The following is a 26,400-nucleotide window of genomic DNA, read 5'->3' on the forward strand; positions in this document are numbered from 1 at the left end:
GATACTTTTCCGTCGTCATGGCGTAGATCTTCGGGTAGAACCCTCAAACGATGGTTCGGCTATCTGGTGGCCAGGGCGTCGGTGACCAGCCGGCTCACCCGCTCCACCGCGTGCACGCCCGCGCCCATCGTGTCGTGCCGGTGGGAGATGACGGCGATCAGGTACGTGTGCCCCCGATCCCGTACCCGCCCGATGCTGTTGACCGTCCACCGCCCGCCGTGCCGCTCGCGTGGCAGCCAGCCGTTCTTCAGCGCGACGTCCGCGCCCCCGCGCCCCGACGCGCTGACGCCCCACGCCTGCTCCGGCGCCACCCCGGCCATCAGCCCGAGCAGGTAGCGGCGGTTCTTCGCGGACAGCGGGCTCCGGGGCGAGGCGAGCGAGGTCAGCAGCCGGACCTGGTCGGCGGCGCTGGTGGTGGTCGCGCCCCACGCCCCGCCGGGGTCGGGCGCCGTCTCGCGCAGGCCGAACCTCGTGTTCGCGGCGGATAAGCCGGGCCCGCCGCCGATGGCCGACCACAGTGCCGTGGTGGCGGCGTTGTCGCTGACCCGGATGGCCCGGTCGGTGGTGCGCCGCTCCCAGGCGGTCAGGTCGCGCCCCTCGCGCTGGGCCTTGAGCAGCAGCGCCATCACGACGTCGACCTTGACGATGCTGGCCGCGGCCGTCCTGAGCCCGCCGTTGTAGGAGTAGGACAGCCCGGTCGACAGATCCCGCACCGACACCGAGACCTGGCCGGGGACGCCGTCGAGGTAGCGGTCGAGCGTGCGGGTCAGCGGCCTGCGGAAGGAGGACGCCTGCGGCGTGGTCAGGGCGATGAGGTCCTGCCCGGCCGCGAGGGTCCGGCTCAGGACGGACGGGTACGCGGCGACGTTCCGCCCCACGACGATGGCCTTCGCCGCGCAGGCCGCGAGCCCGCGCAGCAGCACTCCCGGATCCGTGCCGGGCCCGCCGTCCGCCGCCCCTGTCGTGCCAGGGGCGACCGCTGCCTGGACCGTTCCAGAGCTGAGGGTCCCGGTGACCGCCAGTGCCAGGGCGGCCGTGGCGAGCATGCGCGCCGCTCCCCGTTTCGCGCCGATCCGGAGGTCCGGGCGCGTTCTCGTACCGACGATGGTCATTCATCCCCCCTGCGCGCACCGCCCCCGGCGCGTCCCCCCGGCGGTCCCGGCCCCCGAGACCGCCTCAGTCGTTTGCCGTTGGTTCGTGAGAGGCCGCTTTCCGGATGGGGGATTGATGGCCCGTTTTCGGGCGCGGGCGCGGGCGCGGGCGCGGACGTCGTCACCGTGACGGCCGCGATCGCCGCCGGGTGACCTGTTCGGCTACGACGCATCCCCCGCCGGTGCGAAGCGGGCGGCCAGGCCGTCGAGGACGCACTGCAGCCCGGCGTCGAAGTCGTCGTCGCGGGTGGCGCTCGAGTGCTCGTCTCGCTGGGCGGCGTACAGCTTCCGCAGCCGCGGGTAGTCCTGCGCGGCCCGTTCGGCGGCCGGCCACAGGCTTTCGGCCCACTCCTGCTCGCTCCGGCCGCTGCGCGCGAGCCGGGTCAACCAGGCGGCCTCGCTGGTCGACACCCCGATGACGTACGCCACGACCGTGTTCAGGGCCCGATCGGCCGCCGCCAGCGTGAAGCCCTCCTGCTCGAACACGGCGAGGACGGCCTCGTTCTGCCGCATCACGTTCGGCCCCAGGTAGGCCACGCCGGCCTCGCCGAGCACGGAGACGATCCAGGGGTGGCGCAGGAGCGCGGCCCGCATGCTGTGCGCGTAGCGCGTGACGGCCGCGCGCCAGCCCGCCGGATCGCCGGCGACCGGCACCTCGACCTCGCCGTAGACCTGGTCGACGACCAGTTCGAGCAGCTCGTCCTTGTTGGTCACGTGCGTGTACATCGAGGTGGCCCCGGCGTTCAGGCGGGCGCCGAGCTTGCGCATGCTCAGGGCGTCGATGCCCTCGGCGTCCAGCAGTTCGAGCGCCGTGGACACGATCTGCTCCCGGCTCAGCGGCGGCTGCTCGCGCCGGGTCCGCTGCGGGCGGGCCCACACCGACGGGTACGGCTGCTGGTCGGCCGGCATGCGCGTCTCCTTCACGACGATCCCTTCCGCACAGTGTACGGCTTGCGAACACTGTGCGACGACCGTACAGTGTGCGGAGATGCCGCACGCTGTGCGGCTCATTGGGTGAAAGGGGCTGTCCTCATGCCGTCATCGCCATTCGACGCCGACCGCTGGCAGGCCAGGCTGGACGCGTTGCGCGCCGCTCACCACGTGCCGGGGGCCGCACTGGCGGTGCTGGCCGGCGGGAGGATCCATGAGCTGGCCAGCGGGGTGCTGCACCGGGGGACCGGCGTGGAGGTGACCACGGACTCGGTGTTCCAGTCGGGTTCGATCGCCAAGGTGTACACGGCGACGTTGGTGATGCAGCTCGTCGACTCCGGTGACCTGCGGCTCGACACCAGGGTCGCCGACGTCCTGCCGGGTTTCGCGGTCGCCGACGACGAGGTCACGAAGACCGTGACGATCGGGCGGCTGCTCAGCCACACCAGCGGGATCGCCGGGGACTTCACCCACGACACCGGCCGCGGCGACGACTGCCTCGCCCGGTACGTGGCGGCGTGCGCGGACGTGGGCCAGGACTGCCCGCCGGGGACCGTCGTCTCCTACTGCAGCACCGGGTACGCGATCCTCGGCCGGGTCGTGGAGGTGATCACCGGCCGGACCTGGGACGACGCGCTGCGCGACCGGCTGCTGGCACCGCTCGGCCTCGAGCATTCGATGACCTTGCCGGAGGAGGCGCTGCGCTTCCGGGCGGCGATGGGTCATCTCGGCGAGCCGGGCGCAGACCCGGACCCGGCGCCCGCGTGGGACATGTTGCCGCGCTCCGCCGGGCCGTACGGGCGCGTCCTCATCACCGCCGCCGACGTCGTCCGCTTCGCGCGGATGCACCTCGACGGCGGCACCGCGCCCGACGGCACGCGCGTGCTGTCCGCCGAGTCGGCGGCGACGATGCGGCGCCGCGTGGCCGGCTGCCCGGACAGGTGGTCGTTCATGGCGGACGGCTGGGGCCACGGGTGGGCGCTGTACGACTGGGACGGTGTCGCCGGCTACGGCCACGACGGCGCCGCGGTCGGGCAGTTCTCGTACCTGCGCGTCGTGCCCGCCAGCGGCGTCGTCGCCGCCCTGCTGACCAACGGCGGCGGCGCGACCGGCCTGTTCGTCGACCTGTTCCAGGAACTGCTAGGAGAGCTGGCCGGAGTACGGATGCCCGACGCCTTCGCCCCGGCCCCGGAATCGCGGCGGCCGGTCGACGTCGCGGGGCTCGCGGGCACGTACGAACGCGAGGGGGTACGCCTCACGATCGGCGAGCGCGACGGCGTGCCGCGCCTGCGGTTGCAGCTGACGGGCGGGATGGCCGCCTACTCACCGCCGATCGAGACCGACCTGGTGCCGGTGTCCGAGACGGTGCTCGCGATGCCGGGCCTCGGCCCCGTCAGCGCGCCCTGGCTGCCCCTGGTGTTCGGGACGCTTCCGGACGGCACGCCGTACGTCTATTTCGGCATGCGAGCGACACCGAAGGTCGCCGTCTCAACGGCCTGATCCGGCCGCCCGTCAGCTCCTCGGGCTCATCGCTTCTTCCGGCGCTTCCGCTTGCTCCGTGCCGGTGGCCGGGGGAAGGGCACGGCATCGGGTGGTGCCGGCGCGGCGGCGGGCGGTGCCTGCGCGGCCGGCGCGGGGGCGGGCAGGCGGACCCGGTCGAGTCTCAGGTCGATCCTTCTCCGGACGGCCGCGGCGACGAGACCCAGCAGGGCGAGGACGACGAGCCAGGCCCACACCGAGTGCCGGACCTCCAGCACCGTGGCTATGGTCGATTCCCGCAGCGCCGTGGCGCGGACGTCGACCGTCACCGCGTGGTCGTCGTAGGCGTCGGGTTCGCTGACGTCGATGGTGCGTTCCTCGCGCCCGCCCGACATGGCGACGGGTTCGGAGGTCGGAGTCGTGGCCTCGACGGAGAGGCGAGGATGCCTGAGGACGACCTTGGATCCCTCGCCGGGGATGAGGAAGACCGGCAACGGCCTGCCGATCAACTCTCTCGTGCGCCGCAGGTCGGCGGCATTCACCATCATCACGTTCTCGCTGGTCCCGCGGACGACTCCCATGCTCTCCCGGCCTTCGACCACGGCCGGGATCGGGATGCGGTGGGTGATGGTGACCGGAAAGCCGGTGGGGGTGGCAGGTTGGGGGAGGTGCACCGTACGGGTGAACGCCTGGGCGCGAGTCTTGCCGAATCGCGCGGGCGTCGGCGCGCTCACCCACCCCCTTCCCGACAATGCGCCGGCCACGCTGCTCAGTTCCGGTACCTGCGCCGGCAGCTCGAGAGTGATCGTTTCCGTGCCGGACCAGACGGTGCAGGCGTCATGGCAGCTCAGATGGCTCGAATAGGTGACCCCGAGATGGATTTCCGGCCGCTCGCCCGGCTGGCTTCTCGTGGTGATCAGGGCCAGGAGCCCGGTGACGACTATCGGGGTGAGCCAGAGGGCGATGCGGAAGAGCCAGGACGCCGCGGCGGATCTGGTCCGGCGGCTCGGGCCCGACCACCACGCGTCGTAATATCCGCCGTACGGCGGCTGGCCCGATGGAGTCGGCTGCCCCTCTGGGCGAGGTGGCGGAGCATCGTGATCCACGGGAGCCTCCGGCCGCATGACGGGCGTCGTGCTTCTCCCGCAAGTATGGGTCGGAAAGGCGGTCGCTCGCGCGGGTTCGGCCATTCGCCCGCGGCGAGGCCCGCACGGTGCTCATCCGCCGGCGTGCGGCTTCAGGGGCCGGCTGAGCAGCCGGCGGCCCTCGTCGCGGAAACCGCGCTTGCGGTAGAAGTCGAAGAGGTGGCTCACGTCCTGCCCGTTCGGGGCGATCACGATCTCCAGCTGACCGCATCCCCGGCCGGCGGACCAGCTCAGGCTGTCCTCGATGAGCCGCTGGGCCTCGCCGCGCCGGCGCGCGCCGGGGGCGACGTAGAGGTCCTCGAGCTCGGCGATCAACCCGGACTCGAGCCCGAACGTGGTCGTGGTGATGGCGAACGCGACCAGGCGCCCGCCCTCCTCGCTCACCGCGACGCGCGCCGCGGTGGAGGCGATCAGCGTGGTCAGGTTGGTGCGCAGATCGGCTTCGGCGGTGGTGAACCCGTCCTCCGCGTAGAAGTCCACGGCGAGGGCGAGCAGGGAGGGCAGATCATCGGGAACGGCGGTTCTGATCGACATGCAGGCCATGATGGCCGAAGGCCGCCCTCCGGTGTACGGCGTGGTGCCGCCGACCGGGCCGGGGCGACCGCGACCAAGGCGTCACACCCGGGAACGTCTGCCGCTCATGCGGGCAGGGTCCACTTCTGGTTGGCGTTCGTCGTGCAGGTCCAGATCTGCAGCGGGGTCCCGCCGGCCGAGCTCTGCCCGGTGGCGTCCAGGCACCTGCCGGTGGCCGGGTTGACCAGGCGCTGGGTCGCGCCGTCGTGGCGCCACTGCTGGTTGGGGTTACCGCCGGTGCAGTCCCAGATCTGCACCTTGGTGCCGTCGGCGTTCCCGCCGCCCGCCACGTCCAGGCATTTGCCCAGGGCACGCAGCGTGCCGTCGGCGCCGACCGTCCACGCCTGGGCGGTGCCGTCGGCGTCACACGTGTAGAGCTGCACCTGGGTGCCGTTGGCCGGATCGGCGCCGGCGACGTCCACACACTTGCCGCCGATGCCCCTGATCTTGCCCGTACGGGAGCCCCGCCCACGGTGAACTCGCCCCGGTTGAGCACGCGCGGCCCGAAGTAGCCGGCCTGCACGCTCGCGCTGGTGTTGTAGGCGGGGTCGGTCAGCCACTCCGCCCACACCATGAATCAGGTCCAGCGCGGCTGGGCGTCGAGCAGCGCGGGGCTGGGGGCGCGGCCCACCTCGGCCAGCGAGATCGGCTTGCCGCCGGCCACGGCGAGCATCGCCTGGTAGTCGGAGGCGGAGGGCTCCATCTTCGCCCAGACATCGAGGGAGGCCACGTCGGCGTAGGCCGCGCCGGGCCAGTACTCGCCCACGGAGCCCATGGAGACGTCCTTGACGTTCCAGACCCAGACGAGGTTCGTCAGGCCCTGGGCCCGGTGGTAGTCGTAGGTGATCTGGTAGAGCCGGCGGCTGCCGTTCGCGCCCGGCCGGCCGGCCCACCAGGACCAGCCGTCGTTCATCTCGTGGATCGGCCGCCACAGCACCGGCACGCCGGCGTTCTGGAGCTGCCGCAGGTAGGGCACGGCCTCGGCGAGCCGGTTCCTGAAGGCGGCGTTGAGGCTCGTGCCGCCGGTGACGAGCCGGCTCCACTGGCTGTCGGACAGGCGGCCGAGCACGCCGTACAGCGACGCCGGCGTCAAGCTCATCGAGATGGAGACCGACCAGCGGATCCTGGTGGACAACATCGACAAGGAGTCCGAGGTCGGGATCAAGTCGCCCGACTACCGGCAGAAGCTCATCGACGTCGCCCGGGGTGCCGCCAAGGGCGATCTGAACAGCGTGCTCGCCGACCTGTCCGCCAAGTGGGAGGCCGGGCGGCAGTCCGCCGCCTGACGCTCCCGCCCGCGGTGCCGGCGCGATCCGCCGGCACCGGGCCCGACCTACGGAAAGGCAGAGATGACGTCAACCCTGAGGCGCGGCGCCGCGGGAGGTACGCGACCACGGGACGCGGCACGCCACTCCAGGAGCCGCCGCGACTGGAGGCAGGGCCTGGCCCCGTGGCTGTTCCTGCTCGTGCCGCTGGCGCTGCTGGTCACCTTCTCCTACGTGCCGATCATCAACATGGTCGTGTACAGCTTCACCGACTGGGACGGCGTCAGCCCCGACTACACCTTCACGGGGCTGGAGAACTACGCCGAGATCTTCACCCGGCCCGAGCTGTTCAAGGTCTTCGTCGCCAGCGCCTACTACCTCGGCGCCGCCGTCCTGGTCAACTTCTCGCTGGCCGGGGTGTCGGTGTGGCGCTTTTTCGGGCTGAACTTCGTGCTGTTCCTCGGCGCCATCCAGTCGATCCCGCCGGAGCTGTACGAGGCCGCCGAGCTCGACGGGGCGGGCCGGTGGCAGTAGTTCCGCTACATCATCGCGCCCAGCCCGCGGCCGATCATCGGGCTGACCGCGATCCTGGCGATCTCCGGCTGCCTGTCGGTCTCCGAGATCCCGTACATCATGACCGGCGGCGCCGGCGCCAGCGAGACCTTCGTGATCCAGACCGTCAAGCTCGCCTTCCGCTTCGACAAGACCGGGCTCGCCTCGGCCGCCGCGGTGGTGCTGATCGTCATCATCCTGCTGGTGGCCTGGCTGCAGCGCCGGCTCGTACCCGAAGAAAGGGTGACCCCGTCATGACCGCCGCCCGCGCCCGGGTAGCGAGCGCGCTCAAGTACCTGTCACTGATCGCGGCGAGCGTGGTCGTGCTCCTGCCGCTCGGCGTGGTGCTGCTCACCTCGCTGAAGACCTCCGACGAGCTGGCGGCCGGCAGCGGCCCGCTGGCGCCGCCGTCCGACTGGCTGAACCTCGCCAACTACGTCACCGCCTTCGACAAGGGGCGGATGGCGGAGGCCGCGGTGAACACCTTCGTCATCCTGGTGGTGTCGATCGCCGGGACCGTGTTCATCGGCTCGGCGGCCGCGTACGCCATCGACCGGTTCACCTTCCGGTTCAGGAGGCTTGTCGTCGGCCTGTTCCTCTTCGCCACGCTCGTGCCGAGCATCACCACGCAGGTAACGACATTTCAGGTGATCGACCAGCTTGGGCTGTTCAACACCCGGCTGGCGCCGATCATGCTCTACCTCGGCACCGACATCGTCGCCATCTACATCTTCCTGCAGTTCATCCGGAGCATCCCGGTCTCGGTGGACGAGGCCGCCCGCCTGGACGGCGCCTCCGCGTTCGCCATCTACCGGAAGATCATCCTGCCGCTGCTCAAGCCGGCGATCGCGACGGTCGTCATCGTCAAGGGCATCGCCGTCTACAACGACTTCTACATCCCCTTCCTCTACATGCCCGACCAGAGCCTCGGCACGATCTCGACGTCGCTGTTCCGCTTCAAGGGGCCCTTCGGCGCGCATTGGGAGAACATCTCGGCGGGCGCCATCCTGGTGATCGTCCCGACGCTGGCCGCCTTCCTGCTGCTGCAGCGCTTCATCTACAACGGCCTGACGCGGGGCGCGGCGAAGTAGGGGCTCTCGCACCCGGCCTCGGGGGCGCCCGCTGGCCGGGCGAGTCAGCGGGGCGGGCCCGCGGCGATGGTCCGCCGGGCGTCCTCGACGCCGCCGCGCCACCAGCCCATCGCCTCCACCCACCAGGTCATTCCCGCCGCCGCGTACCCGTCGACCAGCCCGTCCGCGGCGCGCCCCTCCAGCGCGATGTCGAACCCGTCGAGCGACCCCCGCTCCGCGGCCAGGAAGTCCACCACCCGGGCGAACTCGGCGACGGGCACCGGCCGCTCCTGGCCGTAGTCGTGGAAGGTCGGCATCGCGCCGTCCCACCGGACCGCCCGCCGGAACCCCGCCCGGGTCGGCCACCGGCCCGGGCACCAGATCGGGATCCGGGGCCGCTGCACCGGCGCCGGCCGGAGCTCGGCCCAGAGCCGCGTCAGCTCCTCCAAACCGCGGTCCAGCTTGGCGGCGCGCACCTTCAGATCGGGGTCCTCACCGAAGTCCGCGTATTCCGCGTCCATCGACCCCAGACCGCCGCCGAACACCAGCCGCCCGCCGGACAGCGCATCCAGCGTCGCGGTCTCCTTCGCCACCGTCTGCACGCGCCGCCGCGGCAGGGCCATCATCAGCACGCCCATCCGGATCCGGCGGGTACGGGCCGCGAGCGCCGACAACACCACCGTCGGGCTCGCGACCGGCCAGCCACGATCGTGGTAGAGCAGGTGATCCCACACGTATACCCCGTCCCAGCCGTGCTCCTCGGCCGCGACACCCAACTCGACCAGGACCTGAGGATCCCCGAACGCGCCGACATTCGGCAGCCCCACCGCGAAGTGCACCATGATCCAAGGCTATGCCCGCGCACGTGGGGCAGCGCCTCCAGGCCCGCTCTTCCGCGCGTCCCGCCCCTGGGAGGGACGGGTCTGCGATCAGGAGGTACGGGCTCAGGTGAGGTCGAAGGCGACGGGCCCGCGCTGCGGCACCTCGGCGGCGGCAAGGCCACGACGCCGAAATGGAGTCGACATGAAGCCATCGGTTGCTTCACTGGATTTTGGAAACGGCTCCTTCCCGGCCAGCGGAATCGGACCCGATCAAACATCGCCAGAACGGAAGACGGTGCAGGTAATGCGGACAAAGAGCATGCGGATGGTGCCGGCGGTCATTTCTGCGACCGCGTTGACCCTGGCCGTAACCGCCTCCCCCGCGCAGGCACACGGATTCAGAATAGGAACTGAGGTCGGTTTCGCAGACCTCAGCGCCAACCACTCTCATCTGGATGTCTGCAGGATCCTTGGGACCGGTCCCGGTGTAGGCGCCTGGGCCACAGTGAAATACGCCAGCCCAGGCGGGCCCGGCGGTATATCCCTGGTACGTTATGACGCTTCGAACCGCACCGGCGTTTGTCAGGGCTACGGCTTGTACGCCAATGTTCTCGCTGTCAGGGCCTGCCATTCGTACTCTGCAGGGAACAACTACTGCACAGCATGGAGGAATGCTTAAGTCTCCGGCGACATCGCCAAGATCCCCCGGCGCGTGTCGAGACGTTCAGGACAGTCCTCTACCGGACCGCCATCGAGGTCAGCCCCGCGCGGGCCTCCTCGGAGCGGCCGGGACCGCTAGAGCAGGTCGGACCGCACGGTTCCGGTCAGGTCGCGGCCCTGGGCGTGCGCGGGCGGCCGGGTGCCGAGCAGGGCCGCGATGGTGGGGGCGACGTCGATCAGGCGCGGACGGTGCAGGCGCGTGCCGGGCCGGATCCCCGCCCCCGACAGCAGCAGGGGCACCCTGCTCTCGCTCAGGCTGCCGTGCGCCCCGCGCCACTGCCCGGCCGGCGGCTCGGGGAGGGCGAAACCCCACGGCGGCCGCGCCTCGGCCACCAGGTCGCCGAGCTTGTCGCCGGCGTGCAGGGAGCGCAGGTCGCGGTCGTCGAGCACCCGGCCGATCTCCGGCAGCCGGCGGAGTGCCGCCCGGATCCTGGCCTTGGCCTTCGGATCGGACGCCCCGCCGCGCAGCGTGATGTCGCCCACCCGGACCGCGTTGGGCACGATGACGACCTCGGTGCCGGCAGCCGGAGCGGCGCCCGACGGAACGACCTCGACGCTGTGCCCGAGAGCTTCGACGGCCCCGATGACCTGCGGGAGCAACGTACGGTTCCAGGCCGTCATGCCGTGGTCGCCGGTGAGCAGGAAGGCGGTGTCCCGGTGGATGCCGACGTCCTCGGTGGCCCGCACCAGCCGGCCGAGCTGGCGGTCGTGCTCCGCCAGCAGCGCGGCGATGCCCGGGCTGTCCGGCCCCTCGTTGTGGCCCAGCCCGTCGAGGTCGGAGCTGTAGACGGCGAGCAGGTCGGGGATCTTCGGTACGGTCACCGGCTGCCCGTTCGACAGCACCGGCCGCCGGTTGAGGATGTCGATCGCCACGTCCACCCGCTGCCCGAACCCGCCGCCGGGCTGGACGTACAGGTGCTCCGGGTCGCCGTACCGCACGCCGTGGTCCTGGATCATGTACCACTGCACGGAGGCGACGGTGCGCCCCTCCGCGGCCAGGGCCTCGGCGATCGTCTCGGCCGCCAGGAAGCGGCTCTGCCCCTGCGCCCTGCCGCTCACCGGGTCGTACACGTAGGCGACGTTGCCGTGCACCTCCGGGTAGGCGCCCGTGCTCATGGACGCGCGGCAGGGGTTGGAGACCGTGTGGAACGTCGCCTCGGCGGTCGCTAGGACACCCCGGGCCATCAGCCGGTCCAGGTTGGGGGTCGCCACGCGGCCCAGGTAACGCGGGTCGAACCCGTCCCAGTCCACCAGGACGACATGCTTGGCCGGCTGCGCGGCCCACGCCGCGGGCGCCGCGACCCCGACGGCGCCGACCGCCGCGAGGCCGCTCAGAACGGTACGTCGAGAGATCGACATCGATGCTCCCCTGCTTCCCGTGTTGGTCGTGACCACCGTAGAGATCAGTGGCGAACGATCACACCGGCATCAGGGTGACAGCCGCGTGAACGCCCGGCTGCGCCGGCGTACGCGGAGTGGCCGGGCCTGGTGCGGCGGCACTTTCCGCGGCAGACCCGGTCGGCAGCGGCTCCGGGGCGATCACCGTCCGGCGAGCCGTGGGCCGATCGTTGCCGGCCCGTCGCAGGAGATGGTGCGGCTCACTTGATCGGCTGGATGATCCAGGTGCGCCAGTCGGCCGGCGCCGGCCACTTCGCCGGGTCCGGGTCGTCGGCCAGGTCGAACCACTCGTAGACCTCCCAGGCCGGCCCCTCCGCCTGGCCGTGCTCCGACAGCCACTGCTCGATCCGGCCGTACGCCTCGCTCAGGCGGTCGTGTCCGCCCTGGTGGAAGGTGGCGACGGCACGACCGCCGGGCAGCTCTCCCCGCTCGACCCGGCCCGAGACCTCGATCTCGACGTCCACGGGGACGCCGGTCTCGACGTCGGTCTCGCCCTCGGCGAAGGTGTGGTAGCGGACGAAGGGGAAGCCGGCCGGCGCCACCCCGCGCTCGCGCAGCAGGCGCGACAGTTCGAGCAGGCTCTCCCCTTGCGCCTCGGTCAGCCGCGCGATGGGGATGGTCCGCCGGACGCTGATGATCCGCTGTGGCTCACGGTCCTGGATCTCGACGCTGCTCATGCCGGGCACCCTCTCTCGTGGGCCGCTTCGGACGGGTTCGAGGTGCTGCCGTCCCAGCATGGTCGTTCGTACGGCCGGGGTCCAGCGCCCGTTCAGGGCCGCAACGTCATTCGCCACCACCCCCGCCGCCCCCGCAGCCGCCCCCGCCTCCGTCGCCGCCCGAGGAGCCGCCCGAGGAGCCGCCGCCGTCCCAGCCGCCCCCGCCGGACGTGCCCGAACTCCCGCCGTACGGGATTCCGGGGTTGCCGGATCCCCTCCGCATGGTGCGCCCGCCGGTCAGCAGCGACCGCAACACCGCGATGATGATGATCGCGACCGCGATCACGAAACCGGCCGCCATGATGGTTGACATCGTCACAAGACCACCCCCGCAAGTCCCGGAGAACACCTTTCCTAGCCCTTGCCCTGTTCACGGTAGACGCGGCTCCTGCGTCCAGAAGGGTTCTGCTCCTTTTGCCAGCGACTCTGGTTCTGTCGGAGCCGATCCCTACGGTGTGCGGCATGACGACACAACCCCCCACGGGCGGGGCCTGGCCGGGCGTGCGCGCGGCCGTCACCGCCGGCGACCCGGCCCTGGTCGCGGACGCGGTGCTGGCCCTCGACGAGGCCGGGCGCCGCGAGGTGGCCCGCGAGCTGCCCGGCCACATCGGCGTCGCCAGGAAGGAGAGCGCCGAACGCGACCGGCGCAGGGGTCACTGGACCGACGGAGAAGACTGGATCGAGCCCATGCGGGTCGCCGGCGCGGGCGTGCTCGGCGGGGCGGCGGCCGTCGCGACCTGGCTCTACCGGCGCGACTTCACCCGCTGGCGGCGGCCGCTCGACTCCGGGCCGCTGCTGCGGTGATCGCCGCACGGCCGCCGCTCAGGCGCGGGAGCGGGGTCAGACGTTGCGGAGGACCGAGACCACGATGCCCAGCACCACGGCCTCGTCGCCGTCGATCACGTCGTAGGCGGGGTTGCGCGGTTCGAGAAGTACGTGCCCGTCACGGCGGCGGAACACCTTGACGGTGGCCTCGCCGTCGATCATCGCGGCGACGATCTGGCCCGAGTGCGCCTCCGGCTGCTGCCGTACCACGACCATGTCGCCGTCGCAGATGGCGGCGTCGATCATCGAGTCGCCCCGCACCCGGAGCGCGAAGACGTTGCCCCGCCCCGTGAGGTCGCGGGGCAGGGTCAGCAGGTCGTCCACGCGCTCGTCGGCCGGGATGGGGATGCCCGCGGCGATGTCCCCGACCACGGGCACGGTCACCAGGTCCGCGGCCGGCTCCGGCGCCGGGGCCCGCAGGAACAGGCGCACGTCGATCGGCCGGGTCATCGTCGTGCCGCGGCGCAGGAACCCCTTCTCCTCCAGGCTCTTCAGGTGCTTCGACACCGACGAGGACGACCGCAGCCCGACCGCGTGGCCTAGCTCGCGGGTGCTCGGCGGGTAGCCGTGTCTGACCACCCAGTCCCGGATCGTGGCCAGGATCCGCTGCTGGCGTTGCGGAAGGGCCGAGAAGTCCAGGTAGTCGAACGCGTCATGATCGTCGTAGGTGGTCACGTGCGACATGCTAGAGGCTACGGTGCCGGGCGCTCCCACGGCGCGCGATATGACGGCCGGTGGGCGCGCAGCCGCAGCCGCAGGGTCAGCGTGACGGTGGTGCCCGCCGGCAGCCGCACGGTCAGGTGCGGCCCGCCCACCGCGTGCTCGGTGGTCGAGACGACCGGTTCGTGGTGGATGTACTCGGAGTCGTGCCCGGTCCAGCCGGGCTCGGCCGCGGTCGCCGCGGCGGTGACGATCTCGTGCTCGCCGAACGCCCCGGCCTGTACGACGATCGTCCGGTCCGCGGTCGCCGACAGGTTGACCAGGGTGACCACCGTGGCCTCCGGCTCGATCGCGCTCACCAGGGCCGCCACCTGGTCCGGCACTCCGGGACGGCGGCGCTCGGCGTCGAAGTAGCGGACCCTGGCCTGCTGCAGGCCCCCGTTGTAGACGACCTGCGGGCCGCCCCACATGAGCTGGGTCAGCGCCTCGGTCACCACCGGGTTGACGTTCTGCCACAGGTGGATGGCCTCCTCCGGCAGGTCCCGGTCGGCGTTGGCGAGCAGCAGCGCGATGCGGCGGCGGGCCTGGGCGTGCGCGGCGGCCAGCATCCGCTCGGGGTAGCCGGGGTTGTCGCCGCACAGGTACGCGTACCAGGGCTCCTCGTGCCCGGCCTCCTCCTTGTCCCGGAACGGCCGCACGGTCGCCCAGTCGTACCCGGCGGCCGAGCGCAGCGCGTCGAGGCGGGCCCGGTCCTCGGCGGCGCCGGTGTGGTGCCAGAGCGCGAGCGGCACGGAGGTCTGGATCGGGTTGTAGTCGAACCAGCCCTTGTCGCTGTGCCGGTAGGGCACCAGCAGCGTCGGGACGTACGCGTCGGGGCCCAGGTGGGCGCGCCAGCGGCCCTGGTTGGCCGAGTCGCTCTCGTCGAAGGGCAGCTTGACGCCGCGCTCGATGACCGCGTCCAGCAGGGAGCGGACGAAGCCGAGATACCGGTCGTCGCCGGTGGCGAGGGCGGCAGAGAGAGCGCCGACGGCCGCCGCCTGGCCGATGCTGTACAGGCCGTGCGGCCAGGTCCAGCCGTAGTGGGCGCCGTACCAGCGGCCGTCGAGCGCGCTGCCGACCACGCCGTCGAGGCCGACGTTGTCGGGTACGACGCCGCCGTTCTCCTCGGCCCGGCGCTGCCAGGCGCCGACGTACTCGCGCAGCCACTCGGCGTACCGCTCCTCGCCCGAGACGAGGTAGGCGTTGCAGACCAGGCCGGCCACGCTCAGGTTGCCGACCGCGTCGCCCCGGCCGAGCCGCCGCTGCATCTCCGCGCCCAGCCGGGGGTCCTCGCTCGGGGGCGGGACGGGCGCGCCGGGCGGGAGCAGCCAGTCCAGCGGGTAGCCGTACTGGGCGGCCTCGGCCTCGGTCCACGGGTAGGCGGGGGAGTCGGCCACGCCCTCCCTGGCGCCGCCGCTGCCGTTGTGCGGGGCCTTGATGATGCGGCGTTCCGGGTCGTAGTTGCCCTTGGCCGGGTCGAGGTAGAGGTCGGCGAACCGGGTGGCCCGCCCGGCCCAGGCGGCCGGGTCGGCGGCGGTCAGGAAATACGTGAACAGCAGGCTTTCGCCCTGGTGGAACCAGTCGTAGCCGATCTCGAACTCGTCGGCGAACATGCCCAGCCCGGTCATCTGGGCCACCACGCCGCGCCAGTGACGCGCGCAGGTCTCCAGCAGGTCGTCCGCGCCGCCCAGCAGGTAGAGCTGGGGCCAGTTGAAGAACGGCTCGAAGAAGTCGTCGGCGCCGTCACGCGAGGACAGCCGGCCGCCGTACCGCAGCGAGCCGTCGGGCCTGGTGTAGCGGGAGGAGAACAGCCGCCATCCGCTGTCGAGCAGGTCCAGCAGGGCGCGCTGGGACAGCGCCCACGCCGGGGGGTCGAGGACGGGGACGCTGGCCGTGACGGTGGTCATGCGGGGGAGACTCCTCAAGGTCAGCCCTTGGTCGCGCCGGCGGTCAGTCCGGCGACCAGGAAACGCTGCGAGAACAGGAAGACGAGCAGCACGGGGGTGATCGACAGCAGGGTGGCCAGGACCAGCTCCGGCGGCTGCACCTCGGCGTTGGCGCCGACGACGGGGTTGAAGGTGGGGGTCGCGGCCAGCATCTGGGTCAGCCCCACCTGCATGGGGTAGTTGCCGCTGCTCGGCAGCATCACGTACGGCAGGAAGAAGTTGTTCCAGTTCTGTACGAAGCTGAAGAAGCCGACCAGCGCGACGACCGGCTTGGCCAGCGGCAGCGCCACCCGGGCGAACGTCGCCGCCTCGCCGCAGCCGTCGAGCCGGGCCGAGTCCAGCAACTCGGCGGGGACGCTGGTGGAGAAGTAGATGTAGGTCAGGTACACGCCGAACGGGAAGAACGACATCGGCAGCACCACCGAGGCCGTCGTGTTGACCAGCCCCATGTAGCTGAACTCCAGGAAGATCGGCAGCACCAGGGCCGTGGCCGGCATCAGCATGACCACGAGGGTGACGACGAGCAGCAGGCGGCGGCCCCTGAAGCTCATGAGGGCGAGGGCGTACCCGGCCGGGACGCTCACCAGCAGGGTGAGGAGCACCGACAGCGCGGCGTAGAGCACGGAGTTGCCCATCCAGGTCGCCACGGCGCCGTCCTGGAAGGACATGAGGTTCCGCCAGTTGTCCAGCAGCGCGGCCAGGGAGCCGGGCGAGAGCGGCGCGTCCTGGATGAGGCCGGCCGGGGTCTTGGTGGCGGCCAGCACCAGCCACACCATGGGCAGCACGAAGAACAGCGCGAACCCCGTCAGCAGGGCGGCGATCAGCGCCTTCAGCACGGCGCGGGCGGCCCGGTCAGTCCGCATCGAACAGCCCTCCCCGAGCGACGAAGAGGCCGGCGGCGCACAGCGCCACGATGAGCAGGTCGATGGCGATGGCGGCCGAGCCGTTGAAGTCGTTCTGGTCGAAGGCGTACAGGTAGGCGAGCTGGTTGAGCGAGTAGTCGGTGCCGACGACGCCGAAGCTGGCCTGCGAGATGAGCTGCGGCTCGACGAAGAGCTGGGTGCCGGCCGCGAGGGAGAGGATCAGCATGTAGACGATCCACTTGCGCAGCATCGGCAGCTGCACCCGCAGGGCGGTGCGTACGGGCCCGGCGCCGTCCACCCGCGCGGCCTCGATGACCTCGTGCGGGATGCTGTTCAGGGCGCCGTACATGACCACGATCCAGCCGCCCGCGCCGGTCCAGAACGCGATGATGGTGAAGATCCACGGCAGGTGGCCCGGGGCGACCACGGCCACGAACGTCGACCCCCACAGCGTGCGGACGATGCCGTCGACCGGGCTCACCGATGGGTCCAACATGAACAGCCACAGCAGCACGCTGGAGGCGCCGGCCAGCGCCCCCGGTACGTAATACACGAACCGCAGCACGGCCCTCGACCAGGTCGCGGTGAGCCGGTGCACCAGCAGCGCCAGCACCAGGACCAGCACGGTCAGGGTGACCAGCCACAACACCAGGTACGTCGCCACGTGCCCGACGGCGGCCAGGAACCGGTAGTCCTGGGCGGTGCGCACGAAGTTGGCGACCCCGGCGAAGCGCCCGCCGGCGTCGGTGAAGGCCAGGTTGAGCGCGTACACCGTCGGGACGATGCCGAAGGCCACCAGCAGCACCACGTAGCCGGAGACGAAGACGTGCCCCGCCGCCGGCCGCCAGGAGCGCGGACGGCTCCTGTCGCGGACGCCGGCGGCGGTCAGCGCGGGTGCGCTCATTTGGCGACCTGGTAGCCGAACACCTGGGCCTGCTGCTCGATCGCGGTCTGCCACTCGGGGAGCAGGGACTCGACGGTCTTGCCCGCGGTCTGGCCGGGGATGACCGTCTTGGCCCACACCGCCTCCTGGCTGAACTCCGGCGAGCCCCAGCCGGGCCACACCTGAGCGGCCGCGGCGGTGATCGGAGCGGCGATGTCACCGGCGTAGTAGCCGCTCTCCTGCTGCCTGGCGATCCACTTGGCCGCCGCGGGGGAGTGGGCGGGGTAGCCGGGCGACTTCTCCACCTGGTACTCGTCGGAGGTGGTGACCCAGGTGACGAAGTCCTTGGCGGCGTCCAGGCGGGCGCTGTGCCGGGAGACCCACCAGGCGCCGCCGCCGACGTTGCCCGTCACCGGCGGGTTCTGGTCCGCCCAGTGGAGCGCGTCGCCGACCGCGAGCTCGCCCTTGGGGGTCTTGAGCGCGCCCTGGAACACCGCGCCGCCGTACCACGCGGGGCCGGGGAGCATGAGGACCTTGTCGCCGAGGTTCTTGGCGAAGTCGGGGCCGAAGAGCGGCAACAGGGACATGGTCTTGCCGGCGACGAGCTTGTCGATCAGCTGCGCGGCGCGTACGCACGCGGGGTCGGTGGCCTTGACGGTGATCGCCTTGGCGGCGGTGACCTGGTTGGCCGGGCACTGCGCGCCCCACATGTAGATCTCGGGCGCCCACGCGTCGCCGGCCGTGCCGATGATGTGGCCCGGGTGCTCGGCGGCCACCTTCTCGCCCAGCGCCTGGTATTCCTCCCAGGTCCTGGGCACCTCGTAGCCGAACTTGTCCAGCAGCTTCTTGTTGTACCAGAGCACCACCTGGGCCAGGTCGTTGCGCAGGCAGTAGACGGCCCCGTCGACGGTGCACACGTCGAGCGCCCCCTTGGCGAACCCGCTCAGCGTGCCCTGGTCGATCAGCCCCTTGTTCAGCGGGGCGACGAAGGCGTCGTCTCCCTGGGAGGCCCACGAGGCGGTGTTGTTGTCGGTGGTGAACACCACGTCCGGCCAGCCCTCACCGGCCCGGTTGAAGAGCTGGACCTTGGTCTTGAGCGAATTGGAGCCGTTGGCGTTGCCGTCGTAGGTGACGATGTCCAGCTGCTTGTCCGGGTGCGCGGCCTGGTACGCCTTCGCCGCGTCCAGCCGGGTCGAGTCCACCCAGACCACGAGCTTGCCGTCCTTCTGCGGGGCCGGGGCGAAGCCGTACGGGGAGGCGGCGGCGGGCGTGCCCGCGTCGGTCTTTGCGGTGCCGGCGGGGCTGGGCGGGGCACAGGCCGTGAGGGCGAGTAGAACCGCCGCCGCGGTGATCGCCGGCGCCGCCCGGCGGCGGGAGGCGTGACTGCATCGTCTCATTGGTGTTCCTCGTTGACGGGGGAGTGAGGTACGTAAACGCCGCGTTTCGGAGTATGACATCATACGTGTGATGTCATTGACAATGGCCTATACTCAAGGCGGTCCGAGATCAGGACCATCAGTGCTCGGGAGGGCACGTTGACTCAGCACGCTCCGGCAGGCCCGTCGACCGGCGACGCGGCGCAGCCCGCCCCGCCCGGTCCCCGACCGCGCCGCGTGCGCCCCGCCAAACTGGGCACCACCGTGGTCGAGCAACTCGTCGACGACATCGTCCGGGGCGCGCTCCGGCCCGGTTCGGCGCTGCCGTCCGAGGGCGACCTGTGCGAGGAGTTCGGCGTCAGCCGGACCGTGATCCGCGAGTCGGTGAAGGTCGTGCAGGAGAAGGGCCTGGTCAGGATCGAGCACGGCCGCGGCACCCAGGTCACCGACCCGCGCCAGTGGAACCTGCTCGACGACGTCGTGCTGACGTCGGTCATCACCCACGACGAGAACGCGACGTTCCTGGACGAGCTGGTCTCGGTCCGCATGGCGCTGGAGGTGGACATGGCGGCCGCCGCGGCCCGCCTCCACACCGCGCAGGACGACGAGCGGATCGCGGCGGAGCTGGGCGTCATGCGCGCCAACCTCGGCTCAGCCCCCGACTTCGGCGCCGCCGACGTGCGATTCCACGACATGATCATGGCGGCGTCCCGCAACCGCCTCGGCCGCGCGATCGTCAACAGCATCCACGACAAGGCCCGCACCAGCATGCGTTACCACGGGGACTACAACGAGCCCGTGATGCGCCAGACGCTGGACGAGCACCAGGCGATCAGCGACGCGATCGCCGCCGGCGACCCGGACGCGGCGGCGGCCGCCATGCGCCGCCACATCCTCGACTCCTGGAGCCGCCGCCGCCCCGGCCGCTAGCGCCGGACCCGGTAGCGCAGGTGCAGCACCCGGTCGCCCTGGACCACCACGTGCGGGTCCTCCAGCAGGTGCTGGGTGTCGACCGTCCCGAAATAGCGCTTGCCGGAGCCGAAGACCACCGGCACCACGTCCATCGCCACCTCGTCCACCAGCCCGAGGGCGAGGGCCTGGCCGCCGACCTCGCCCGCCGCCACGGCGACGTCGCGGTCGCCCGCGAGCTCCCTGGCCTTGGCGACCGCCTGGGCCACGTCGGCGACGAAGTGGTACGACGCCTCAGGGTGCCACCCCTCGGGCTTGGGCCGGTGCGACACCACGACCACGTGGTCGCCCGTCGGGGGCTTGGCCTCCCAGCCGTTGGTCATGTCGAACAGGTGGCGCCCGATCACCATGGACCCGATCCGGGCCCACACCGGCTTGACGTACGCGGCCGAGACCTGCGAGACCTTGATCCCGATGTTCTCGTCGAGCGCGACGTCGCCGTTGAAGTACCACTCGAACAGCGGGCCGACGTCGTCCTTGCCGTCGGCGATGAAGCCGTCCACCGACACGACGTTGTGCATCACCACGTTGCTCATCACAGCTCCCAGATGTCTTTCGCGGGCTTGCCTGACCTTTCACCAACGCGTCGAGCTGAGGGCAGGCGGATCGACATCCGCGCGAAGATTTTTCCGGCAGTCCCCGAGCGGCCTGTTTGACGCCGGCCGCCTCGGCCCGAAAGATCGTCGGCATGGCCGGCGAACGTACGGAACACGCCCTGAAGCTCGCGGCGGGCGCGGCACGGCGGCTCGGGCTGACCGTGGAGGAGCCGCGCGTCCTCTACGCGGGGTTCAACGTGCTGGTCCACCTCGCGCCCGCCCCGGTCGTGGCGCGCGTGCCGGCCCTGACCCTCGCCCCCGCCGACGAGCAGGCGGCCAGGCAGCGGCGGGAGCTCGACGTGGTGGGCTGGCTGGCCGGCAACGGCGCGCCGGTCGTGCCGCCCAGCCCGCTCGTCCCCCGCGAGCCGGTCGTCCGGGAGGACAGGTCGCTGACGTTCTGGCAGTACGTCGACGAACGCGACTCCATCCGGGACACCCCTCCGGAGCAGCTGGAGGACCGTTTCACCGAGCAGACGGCCTGGGTCGCCGAGCTGCACCGCCTGATGGCCGGCTACCCCGGCGAGCTGCCGGCGTTCGCCCCGCTGGTGCCGCAGGCCGGGCGGCTCCTGGCCGACCTGCGCGCGCGCCGCCCCGAGTCGCTCACCGTGGCCGACCTGGACCGGGCGGAGCAGGAGTACGCCGTGGTCGAGCGGGCCGCCGCGGACCTGCCCCGCCATTTCCCCGGGTCCCGGCCGCAGCCGATCCACGGGGACTCGCCGCCGTACAACGTGCTGCGGACGGCCCGCGGGCACCTGTTCGGCGATTTCGAGGACGTCACGCTGGGCCCCATCGAATGGGACCTGGTCGGATCGGGGCCGCGCGCCGTCGAGGCGTACGAGCGGGCCGGCGGCACGCGGGTGGACCGGGAGCTGCTGGACTGGATGGAGGGGGCGAGAATGCTCCAGGTGATCGCCGCCCTGGCGGTCACCCGCCAGGACCCCGAGCTGGACCGGATGCTCCAGCCGATGGTCGGGCAGTGGCGCGAGCGCCCACCGCTGACGCTGCCGTTGCCGGCCGCTGGAGGGCCCACGATCACCGGCACCGACGCGCTCGGCACGGCTCAGTAGGACCAGTCCAGGTCGCCGTCCGGGGTGACGGTGTGGGGCGAGTCGCGCAGCGGTTCGCCGCTTTCCAGCGCGTCCGCCACGTCCTCCAGGAAGTCCGCGTAGGAAGGCCAGGCCCAGCTGCTCGTGAAGCTCAGGCCGTCCTCGTGGAAGAAGTGACCGACCCGCCCCTTGCCGTCCAGCACCAGGTTGTCGCCGCCCCCGTCCATGGCGAACGGGATGGCGCTGCCGTGCCACCAGAAGCCTTCGGGATCCACGTATCCCTTGGGCTCCTTGGCGCCCGACGGCATCACGTCCTCGGCCACCTCACAGCTGATCCGCCAGTCGTTCACGATCTCCTTGACCGGGGTCAGGCGGTAGACGAAGAAGAACGACCCCTTGCCGAACTTCGCGCCGTCGTGGCGCAGCAGTGACGCCTTGAGGTCGTCGGGGAAGCGTACGCCCATCCTGGCTTCGGCCCGGGCGATGTCCGTCGGCTCGGCGGGCGGGTTGAGCTCCCTGTACGTGCGCGGCGCGTTCCTGGCCAGCCACCGGTCCAGGCGGGCCCAGGCGGCGTCGACCCGGGTGGTGACCCGGCGAGCCGGCCGGCGGACCACGGGCCGGCGCGGGCGGGGACGGCAGCCGATGCTCTCTGTCTCGGGTTCGGCCGTCTGGACGGGCCGATCCGGCAGCAGCACGGGGGGCGGCTGCTCCACGACGGGTGGCGGCGCCTCGCCGGTGGCGAGGATCAGGACCAGGAACGTGGTGAACGTGACCTTGGTACGGCGGGCCGGCCGGTACGGGACGGGCAACGAGGCGATGCCCCGGGCCTCGCGGACCCCCGCCCAGGTGGCGACCGTGATGAGCAGCGGCGGGCCGTAGAACCAGACGAGCCCGGCGAGGTCGTACCCGTGGACGAGCGGGGACCCGGTGCGGAGGCTGTCGAGGATCGTGTCGGCCTCGGTGAAGGCCAGCTCGGCGAGCACGATGGAGAACGCGGCCGTACCGATCCGCAGCTGCGCCCGGGCCCACGGCCGGCGCGGCGCCAGCCAGGCCAGCACCCACAACATGAACCCGACGGGCCAGAAGGAGATGTCGGAGACGTCGTCGACGAAGCGGTGGACCGGCGACATGGGGGCGTACGCGGCGGGGACGACGCTGAAGTCCGCTCCCGAATACCGAGGCGGGAGCAACAGAGCTGTGATGATCTCCGCCGGCACCCAGGCGAGATACGTGACCACGGCGATGGGCCACCATGGCCACGACGACAGGGAGGGACGCACCGCAGGACAATATCCTGCGAATCGGACGTGACCGTGTGGCTCATGTGGCCTCTGTGTCAGCGGAGGGGCCGCTGGGATGACGGTCGCGCCAGATCAGGAAGACGACGCACGACACCAGCCCCCAGGCGGCCAGCACCAGGAACGGCGTCACCCGCTGATGGCCCCCGAAGTAGACGGCGGTGTGCTGGGCGTTGATCGAGGCGCCGGGCGGCAGCCAGCGTCCGATGGTGCCCAGCGGCGACGGCAGCAGCGGCCAGGACACGGCCCCGCCCGAGGACGGATTGCCGAGCAGCACCATCAGCCCCCAGGTGGGCACCATCGCCCACCGCCGGACGAGCGTGTTGAACATGGTGAACACCATTCCGGAGGCGAACATGGTCAGCGCCAGGATGAACCAGGACTCCAGCAGCGGCAGGTCGAGGGCGCCGAGTCCCCAGTCCACGACGGCGACGATGGACAGCGCGCCGAGCGCCGCGTACGCCACGGTGAACGCGATGCGATGCGCGGGCGAGAGCACACCGGCATTGACGCTGAGCTGCACGGCCCCGATGAACCCGATGACCACCGCGGCGAGCGTGATGTAGAACAGCGCCAGGCCGCGCGGATCGCCCCGCTGGAGCGGCTTCATGTCCCGCACCGTCAGCCGTACCCCGAGCTGCTGCGCCACCTTCGGCGCCGCCTCGCTGAGCACCTGCGCGACCGACGCGCCCGAGGCACCCGACACGTACAGCGTGACGTCCGCCCCGTGCACCACCAGCACCCCGAAGACGCGTTGCTCCTCGACCTCCTGGGCGGCCTGCTCGAACGAGCGCTCGTACCGCAGGGCGAGCGAGGCGTTCAGCTGCCGCTCCATTCCGGCGGCGAAGGCCTTGCCGCGTACGGTCTCGTGGCTGACCCCGACCACCGCGACCGGGATGCGATGCGGGGTCGGGTCGGCCATGGCGTAGGTGTAGGACCCGGCGAACAGCCCCGCCGCCGCGCCGAGGATCAGCACTATCACGGTCGCGGGAAAGTACGGCGACCCTTTGAGGGCCGCCCAGCGGCCGGTCCGGTCGTCCATGCTGACACGCTAGGCAAGCGCTCGCCGCCGTCGGCCTCTGACACGCGCCCCTGATGGAGGTTTGATCTCCTGAAGGCATATTCGACCCGGTAATCTCGCTGTCCCCCACCGCCACCAGGAGGCCTCCCGCCATGAACGACCGTGTGCCCGCCGATCTGCTGGAGATCGCCGACGCCCTGTTGCCAGGAGCGCCGCTGAATCAGGCGCGGCTCGCTCGCGGCGGGGTGCACGACGTCGTGCTGCTCCCGGGGGTGGCGGCGGTCCGGGTGAGCCGGCGTCCGCTCGGGGCGCGGGTCATGCCGCGCAACGCCGAGATCCTGCGCGCGATCGGGGCGGCCGGGCTGCCGTTCGCGGTGCCGGAGCCGCTGACGCCGGTGACGGGGTTCGGGGAGCGCGCGGCCATGGCCGTCTCCTGGATCGACGGTACGGGGCTGGCGGAGGGCGAGGGCGATCCCGGGCAGATAGCCGAGGTGCTCACCGCACTGCGGGAGCTGCCGGTCACGCCGGAGCTGCGCGGCCTGCTGCCGGCACCGCGGGCGTACGACGGGCATTGGGCGCGCGTGCTGGCGGAGGACGTGCTGCCCCGGCTGCCTGACCGCTGGCGGCCCGAGGCCGAGCGCCGGCTGGCGGCGGCGACGGCCCTGGAGGCGGTGCCCGACGTGCTCGTCCACGGCGACCTCGCCGGGGACAACGTGCACTGGGGCGAGGACGGCAAGCTGGTCGGGGTGCTCGACTGGGACCGGGCGCACCTGTTCGACCCGGCGGTGGACGCCGCGTTCATGGGGTGGCACGGCTGGGACAACGTGCGGCGGGCGGTGGACGGGGCGACCTGTCGCCGGGCGCGCGTCTGGGACCGGCTGTTCGGCGTCAACATCCTCTGCGCGGTGTTCGTCCTCGACGGCGGGCCGATACCCCTCGTCGACAGCTACGTGAAGCACATCGTGGCCTGGCTGGAGGAGCAGGCCGGCGACTCGGCAGCCCTTTTTACGTCGTGAATTCGACGTCAAAGTTAAGCGAAATCGACGAATATAGCGCTGTTTGTGGTGTTTTAGGGGTTAATGTCGGAATTAAGGAGTGATCGCACGGGGGGAGGAGCGATGTTCGAAGCGATTGACTACCACGAAGGCGGAGGTTGCCGGCGTCGCCGCTGGCGTCGTCGCTGCCGCCGGCGTCGCCGCTGGTGGGGCGGCTGGGGCGGCCCCTGGGGCGGCGGTTGGGATTGGTGGTGACAGAGGCCGTCGCCATGTGACCGAGCAGGCGTAGCGGGCAACGGGGCGGTCCGGCCGGATGGCCGTGCGGGCCACCCCCGGACAGGAGCCATCGCTCAACCCCGTCTCGCTACGCCGGCGCCCGGGAAGGACCGCTCCGTCACACCTCCCAGGTGACGGGCAGGCTGTGGACGCCGTAGATGAGCGTGTCGGTACGCAGGGGAACGTCCGTGGCGGGGATCGCGAGGCGCAGCGTGGGGAACCTGGCGATCAGCGCGGGCAGCGCCACCTGCAGCTCCACGCGGGCCAGCTGCTGGCCGAGGCACTGGTGGATGCCGTGCCCGAAGGCCACGTGCCCGGCCGTGGAGCGGAGCAGGTCGAGCGTGTCGGGATCGGCGAACTGGGCGGGGTCGCGGTTGGCCGCCGGGACCGACACGGTGACGGCCTCGCCGGCCTTGATCTGCTCACCGGCCAGCTCCAGATCCTCCAGCGCGGTGCGCACCGTGAACGGGATGATGCTCAGATAGCGCAGCAGCTCCTCGATGGCGCGGTCCGCGGTGCTCGGGTCCCGACGCAGGAGTTCGAGCTGGCCGGGGTGGCTGAGCAGGGCGAAGGTGCCGAGCGCCAGCATGTTCGCGGTGGTGTCGAGGCCGGCGCCCAGCAGGGCGAAGCCGATGTTGACCAGCTCCTCGTCGGTGAGGTCGCCGGCTGTCAGGCCGCTGAGCAGGTCGTCCGTGGGGTCGGCGCGCTTGTCGCGCACCAGCTCGCCCATGAAACCGTGCACGGCCGCGTACGCCGCCGCCATCTCCCCGGGCGTGGCGTCCAGCCGGAAGAGCTCGAACACGTGGTCCTGGAAACGGGCGCGGGCTGCGTACGGCACACCGAGCAGCTCGCAGATCACCTGCGCGGGGACGGGTTGCGCGAGCGCGGTGACCAGGTCGGCGGCTGGCCCGGCCTGCTCCATGGCGTCGAGGTGTTCGGCGGTGATGTCCTGGATCTGCTGGGTGAGCAGCCGCATGCGCCGGACGGTGAACTGGCCGGTGAGCAGGTGCCGGTAGCGCGTGTGCTCCGGGGGGTCCATGGCGACGAACAACCCGGGCGGCGCCGGCCGGTCGCTGCCGGGGGTGGCTGTGGGGACGGGCAGGTGCCGCAGCTCGGGCCGGATGCTGAAGCGCGGATCGGCCAGCACCTCGCGCACCAGGGCGTGGCTGGTGACCAGCCACCCCTCGTGCCCGTCTGGATAGCTCAGCCGGCTCAGCGGGCCGCGCTCGCGCAGCCCGGCGGGCGGATCGAACGGCCGCTCAACTGATCGTCCGGTCGGTAGCGACGAGGTCATGCCGGTTTCCTCTCGTACGTTCATGACGTGCCGCACGTTAGGCGCGGGTTTCCGGCATCACCAACGTGCAATCCCTGTCAGGCCAGGTAGAAGCGTTATCGTGGGTGCAATGACATTGAGGCTGAATGCACCATGCCGGGGGAGAGGATGCCGGGAGGCCGTCTGAGCTACGAGGACCGGCAGCGCATCGCGGCGGGGCTGGCGGCCGGGCACGGCTACGCCGAGATCGCCAGGAGCCTGGGGCGTCCCCGATCGACGATCAGCCGCGAGGTGACCCGCAACGGCGGGGCCGGCCACTATCGGGCCAACCTGGCGCAACAGGCGACCAGCTGGCGCGCGCGCCGCAAGCCTGGCCTGCATCCGCCGGCCCCGGCCGCCGGCGGCCGGGGCCGTGACCCCGAGGCGGGGGCCGACTTCGAGCCGCCCTGCGCCGGCATGATTATACAGACCAGCCGGCCCGCCATGGGGGCCAGGGTCCTACCCACCCGGGTCA

30 protein-coding genes are annotated in these 26,400 nt (G+C 71.7%); 10 read left to right on the plus strand and 20 right to left on the minus strand.

Annotation, left to right across the window (positions count from 1 at the left end; genetic code table 11):
* Positions 1-59: 59 nt before the first annotated feature.
* Positions 60-1,046 carry a serine hydrolase gene (locus tag AB0J69_RS49915; protein WP_364133253.1) on the minus strand — a complete coding sequence of 329 codons (987 nt, stop codon included), beginning with the start codon at positions 1,044-1,046 and terminating at the stop codon, positions 60-62.
* Between the two features lie 267 nt (positions 1,047-1,313).
* On the minus strand, positions 1,314-2,060 hold the full coding sequence (locus AB0J69_RS49920; RefSeq protein ID WP_364133256.1) for a TetR/AcrR family transcriptional regulator: 747 nt from the start codon (positions 2,058-2,060) through the stop codon (positions 1,314-1,316).
* 123 nt (positions 2,061-2,183) lie between these two features.
* Between AB0J69_RS49920 and AB0J69_RS49925 the strand changes: the two genes are divergently transcribed.
* Positions 2,184-3,581 carry a serine hydrolase domain-containing protein gene (locus AB0J69_RS49925; protein WP_364133258.1) on the plus strand — a complete coding sequence of 466 codons (1,398 nt, stop codon included), beginning with the start codon at positions 2,184-2,186 and terminating at the stop codon, positions 3,579-3,581.
* Between the two features lie 26 nt (positions 3,582-3,607).
* Here the strand turns inward: AB0J69_RS49925 and AB0J69_RS49930 are convergent, their stop codons facing one another.
* The 4 genes from AB0J69_RS49930 to AB0J69_RS49945 form a co-directional block, all read right to left on the minus strand.
* Positions 3,608-4,666 (minus strand): hypothetical protein, encoded by a 1,059-nt coding sequence (locus tag AB0J69_RS49930; protein WP_364133261.1) that lies wholly within the window; start codon positions 4,664-4,666, stop codon positions 3,608-3,610.
* A gap of 111 nt (positions 4,667-4,777) precedes the next feature.
* The gene (locus AB0J69_RS49935) at positions 4,778-5,239 is read right to left on the minus strand and encodes a GNAT family N-acetyltransferase (RefSeq protein WP_364133264.1); all 462 of its coding nucleotides are present in this window, start codon (positions 5,237-5,239) and stop codon (positions 4,778-4,780) included.
* A 104-nt stretch (positions 5,240-5,343) separates the two neighbouring features.
* Complete coding sequence (locus AB0J69_RS49940; RefSeq protein WP_364133266.1) at positions 5,344-5,847, minus strand: RICIN domain-containing protein; 504 nt, start codon at positions 5,845-5,847, stop codon at positions 5,344-5,346.
* Between the two features lie 8 nt (positions 5,848-5,855).
* Entirely contained in the window at positions 5,856-6,377 is a 522-nt protein-coding gene (locus tag AB0J69_RS49945; RefSeq protein WP_364133269.1) for a glycosyl hydrolase, read from the minus strand.
* 4 nt (positions 6,378-6,381) lie between these two features.
* On the opposite strand from AB0J69_RS49945, the gene AB0J69_RS49950 reads away from it, so the two are divergent.
* Complete coding sequence (locus AB0J69_RS49950) at positions 6,382-6,564, plus strand: hypothetical protein (RefSeq protein WP_364133271.1); 183 nt, start codon at positions 6,382-6,384, stop codon at positions 6,562-6,564.
* A gap of 63 nt (positions 6,565-6,627) precedes the next feature.
* Complete coding sequence (locus AB0J69_RS49955) at positions 6,628-7,077, plus strand: ABC transporter permease subunit (protein WP_364133274.1); 450 nt, start codon at positions 6,628-6,630, stop codon at positions 7,075-7,077.
* A gap of 5 nt (positions 7,078-7,082) precedes the next feature.
* Here the strand turns inward: AB0J69_RS49955 and AB0J69_RS49960 are convergent, their stop codons facing one another.
* Positions 7,083-7,226, minus strand: a complete 144-nt coding sequence (locus tag AB0J69_RS49960; protein ID WP_364133276.1) for a hypothetical protein — start codon at positions 7,224-7,226, stop codon at positions 7,083-7,085.
* On the opposite strand from AB0J69_RS49960, the gene AB0J69_RS49965 reads away from it, so the two are divergent.
* Positions 7,210-7,353, plus strand: a complete 144-nt coding sequence (locus tag AB0J69_RS49965; protein WP_364133279.1) for a hypothetical protein — start codon at positions 7,210-7,212, stop codon at positions 7,351-7,353. The genes AB0J69_RS49960 and AB0J69_RS49965 overlap by 17 nt on opposite strands.
* Complete coding sequence (locus AB0J69_RS49970) at positions 7,350-8,186, plus strand: carbohydrate ABC transporter permease (protein ID WP_364133281.1); 837 nt, start codon at positions 7,350-7,352, stop codon at positions 8,184-8,186. Before AB0J69_RS49965 ends, AB0J69_RS49970 begins: the two co-directional genes overlap by 4 nt.
* Positions 8,187-8,230: 44 nt before the next feature.
* On the opposite strand, the gene AB0J69_RS49975 is transcribed toward AB0J69_RS49970, so the two are convergent.
* From AB0J69_RS49975 to AB0J69_RS49990, 4 genes are all read right to left on the minus strand, one after another.
* Positions 8,231-9,007, minus strand: a complete 777-nt coding sequence (locus AB0J69_RS49975; protein WP_364133284.1) for an LLM class flavin-dependent oxidoreductase — start codon at positions 9,005-9,007, stop codon at positions 8,231-8,233.
* 774 nt (positions 9,008-9,781) lie between these two features.
* Positions 9,782-11,065, minus strand: coding sequence for an alkaline phosphatase family protein (locus AB0J69_RS49980; RefSeq protein WP_364133286.1), 1,284 nt, complete (start codon positions 11,063-11,065; stop codon positions 9,782-9,784).
* A 239-nt stretch (positions 11,066-11,304) separates the two neighbouring features.
* On the minus strand, positions 11,305-11,781 hold the full coding sequence (locus tag AB0J69_RS49985; RefSeq protein ID WP_364133289.1) for a GyrI-like domain-containing protein: 477 nt from the start codon (positions 11,779-11,781) through the stop codon (positions 11,305-11,307).
* A 106-nt stretch (positions 11,782-11,887) separates the two neighbouring features.
* Positions 11,888-12,133: a hypothetical protein gene (locus tag AB0J69_RS49990; RefSeq protein ID WP_364133291.1), complete on the minus strand. Its 246-nt coding sequence runs from the start codon at positions 12,131-12,133 to the stop codon at positions 11,888-11,890.
* Between the two features lie 149 nt (positions 12,134-12,282).
* Here AB0J69_RS49990 and AB0J69_RS49995 point away from each other — a divergent pair, with 149 nt between their 5' ends.
* Positions 12,283-12,624 (plus strand): hypothetical protein, encoded by a 342-nt coding sequence (locus AB0J69_RS49995; RefSeq protein ID WP_364133294.1) that lies wholly within the window; start codon positions 12,283-12,285, stop codon positions 12,622-12,624.
* A 36-nt stretch (positions 12,625-12,660) separates the two neighbouring features.
* Here the strand turns inward: AB0J69_RS49995 and lexA are convergent, their stop codons facing one another.
* The 5 genes from lexA to AB0J69_RS50020 are packed head-to-tail and all read right to left on the minus strand — an operon-like array spanning position 12,661 to position 18,433.
* The gene (lexA, locus tag AB0J69_RS50000; RefSeq protein ID WP_364133296.1) at positions 12,661-13,329 is read right to left on the minus strand and encodes a transcriptional repressor LexA; all 669 of its coding nucleotides are present in this window, start codon (positions 13,327-13,329) and stop codon (positions 12,661-12,663) included.
* Positions 13,330-13,337: 8 nt separating this feature from the next.
* Positions 13,338-15,251, minus strand: a complete 1,914-nt coding sequence (locus tag AB0J69_RS50005) for a hypothetical protein (protein WP_364133298.1) — start codon at positions 15,249-15,251, stop codon at positions 13,338-13,340.
* Between the two features lie 20 nt (positions 15,252-15,271).
* Positions 15,272-16,153 (minus strand): carbohydrate ABC transporter permease, encoded by an 882-nt coding sequence (locus tag AB0J69_RS50010; RefSeq protein WP_364133300.1) that lies wholly within the window; start codon positions 16,151-16,153, stop codon positions 15,272-15,274.
* A complete protein-coding gene (locus AB0J69_RS50015; protein WP_364133302.1) occupies positions 16,143-17,057 on the minus strand; it encodes a sugar ABC transporter permease in 915 nt (304 codons plus the stop codon). Before AB0J69_RS50015 ends, AB0J69_RS50010 begins: the two co-directional genes overlap by 11 nt.
* Complete coding sequence (locus AB0J69_RS50020; RefSeq protein WP_364133305.1) at positions 17,054-18,433, minus strand: extracellular solute-binding protein; 1,380 nt, start codon at positions 18,431-18,433, stop codon at positions 17,054-17,056. Before AB0J69_RS50020 ends, AB0J69_RS50015 begins: the two co-directional genes overlap by 4 nt.
* Positions 18,434-18,571: 138 nt before the next feature.
* Between AB0J69_RS50020 and AB0J69_RS50025 the strand changes: the two genes are divergently transcribed.
* Complete coding sequence (locus AB0J69_RS50025) at positions 18,572-19,342, plus strand: FadR/GntR family transcriptional regulator (protein ID WP_364133308.1); 771 nt, start codon at positions 18,572-18,574, stop codon at positions 19,340-19,342.
* Here AB0J69_RS50025 and AB0J69_RS50030 read toward each other — a convergent pair.
* Positions 19,339-19,917 carry a dihydrofolate reductase family protein gene (locus tag AB0J69_RS50030; RefSeq protein WP_364133311.1) on the minus strand — a complete coding sequence of 193 codons (579 nt, stop codon included), beginning with the start codon at positions 19,915-19,917 and terminating at the stop codon, positions 19,339-19,341. The two genes, AB0J69_RS50025 and AB0J69_RS50030, sit on opposite strands and share 4 nt — an antisense overlap.
* A gap of 152 nt (positions 19,918-20,069) precedes the next feature.
* Between AB0J69_RS50030 and AB0J69_RS50035 the strand changes: the two genes are divergently transcribed.
* On the plus strand, positions 20,070-21,044 hold the full coding sequence (locus tag AB0J69_RS50035) for an aminoglycoside phosphotransferase family protein (RefSeq protein WP_364133313.1): 975 nt from the start codon (positions 20,070-20,072) through the stop codon (positions 21,042-21,044).
* Here AB0J69_RS50035 and AB0J69_RS50040 read toward each other — a convergent pair.
* Positions 21,038-22,303: an SMI1/KNR4 family protein gene (locus AB0J69_RS50040; protein WP_364133315.1), complete on the minus strand. Its 1,266-nt coding sequence runs from the start codon at positions 22,301-22,303 to the stop codon at positions 21,038-21,040. The two genes, AB0J69_RS50035 and AB0J69_RS50040, sit on opposite strands and share 7 nt — an antisense overlap.
* A gap of 40 nt (positions 22,304-22,343) precedes the next feature.
* Complete coding sequence (locus tag AB0J69_RS50045; protein ID WP_364133318.1) at positions 22,344-23,363, minus strand: ABC transporter permease; 1,020 nt, start codon at positions 23,361-23,363, stop codon at positions 22,344-22,346.
* Positions 23,364-23,494: 131 nt separating this feature from the next.
* Between AB0J69_RS50045 and AB0J69_RS50050 the strand changes: the two genes are divergently transcribed.
* Positions 23,495-24,358: an aminoglycoside phosphotransferase family protein gene (locus tag AB0J69_RS50050; RefSeq protein ID WP_364133321.1), complete on the plus strand. Its 864-nt coding sequence runs from the start codon at positions 23,495-23,497 to the stop codon at positions 24,356-24,358.
* 373 nt (positions 24,359-24,731) lie between these two features.
* On the opposite strand, the gene AB0J69_RS50055 is transcribed toward AB0J69_RS50050, so the two are convergent.
* A complete protein-coding gene (locus AB0J69_RS50055; protein WP_364133323.1) occupies positions 24,732-25,907 on the minus strand; it encodes a cytochrome P450 in 1,176 nt (391 codons plus the stop codon).
* A 147-nt stretch (positions 25,908-26,054) separates the two neighbouring features.
* Here AB0J69_RS50055 and AB0J69_RS50060 point away from each other — a divergent pair.
* Positions 26,055-26,400, plus strand: a 346-nt coding sequence (locus AB0J69_RS50060; protein WP_364133324.1) for a helix-turn-helix domain-containing protein, incomplete at its 3' end; no start/stop codon positions are given.

It is taken from the genome of Nonomuraea sp. NPDC049709, assembly GCF_040674815.1.
In the GTDB taxonomy this organism is placed as follows: Bacteria; Actinomycetota; Actinomycetes; order Streptosporangiales; family Streptosporangiaceae; genus Nonomuraea.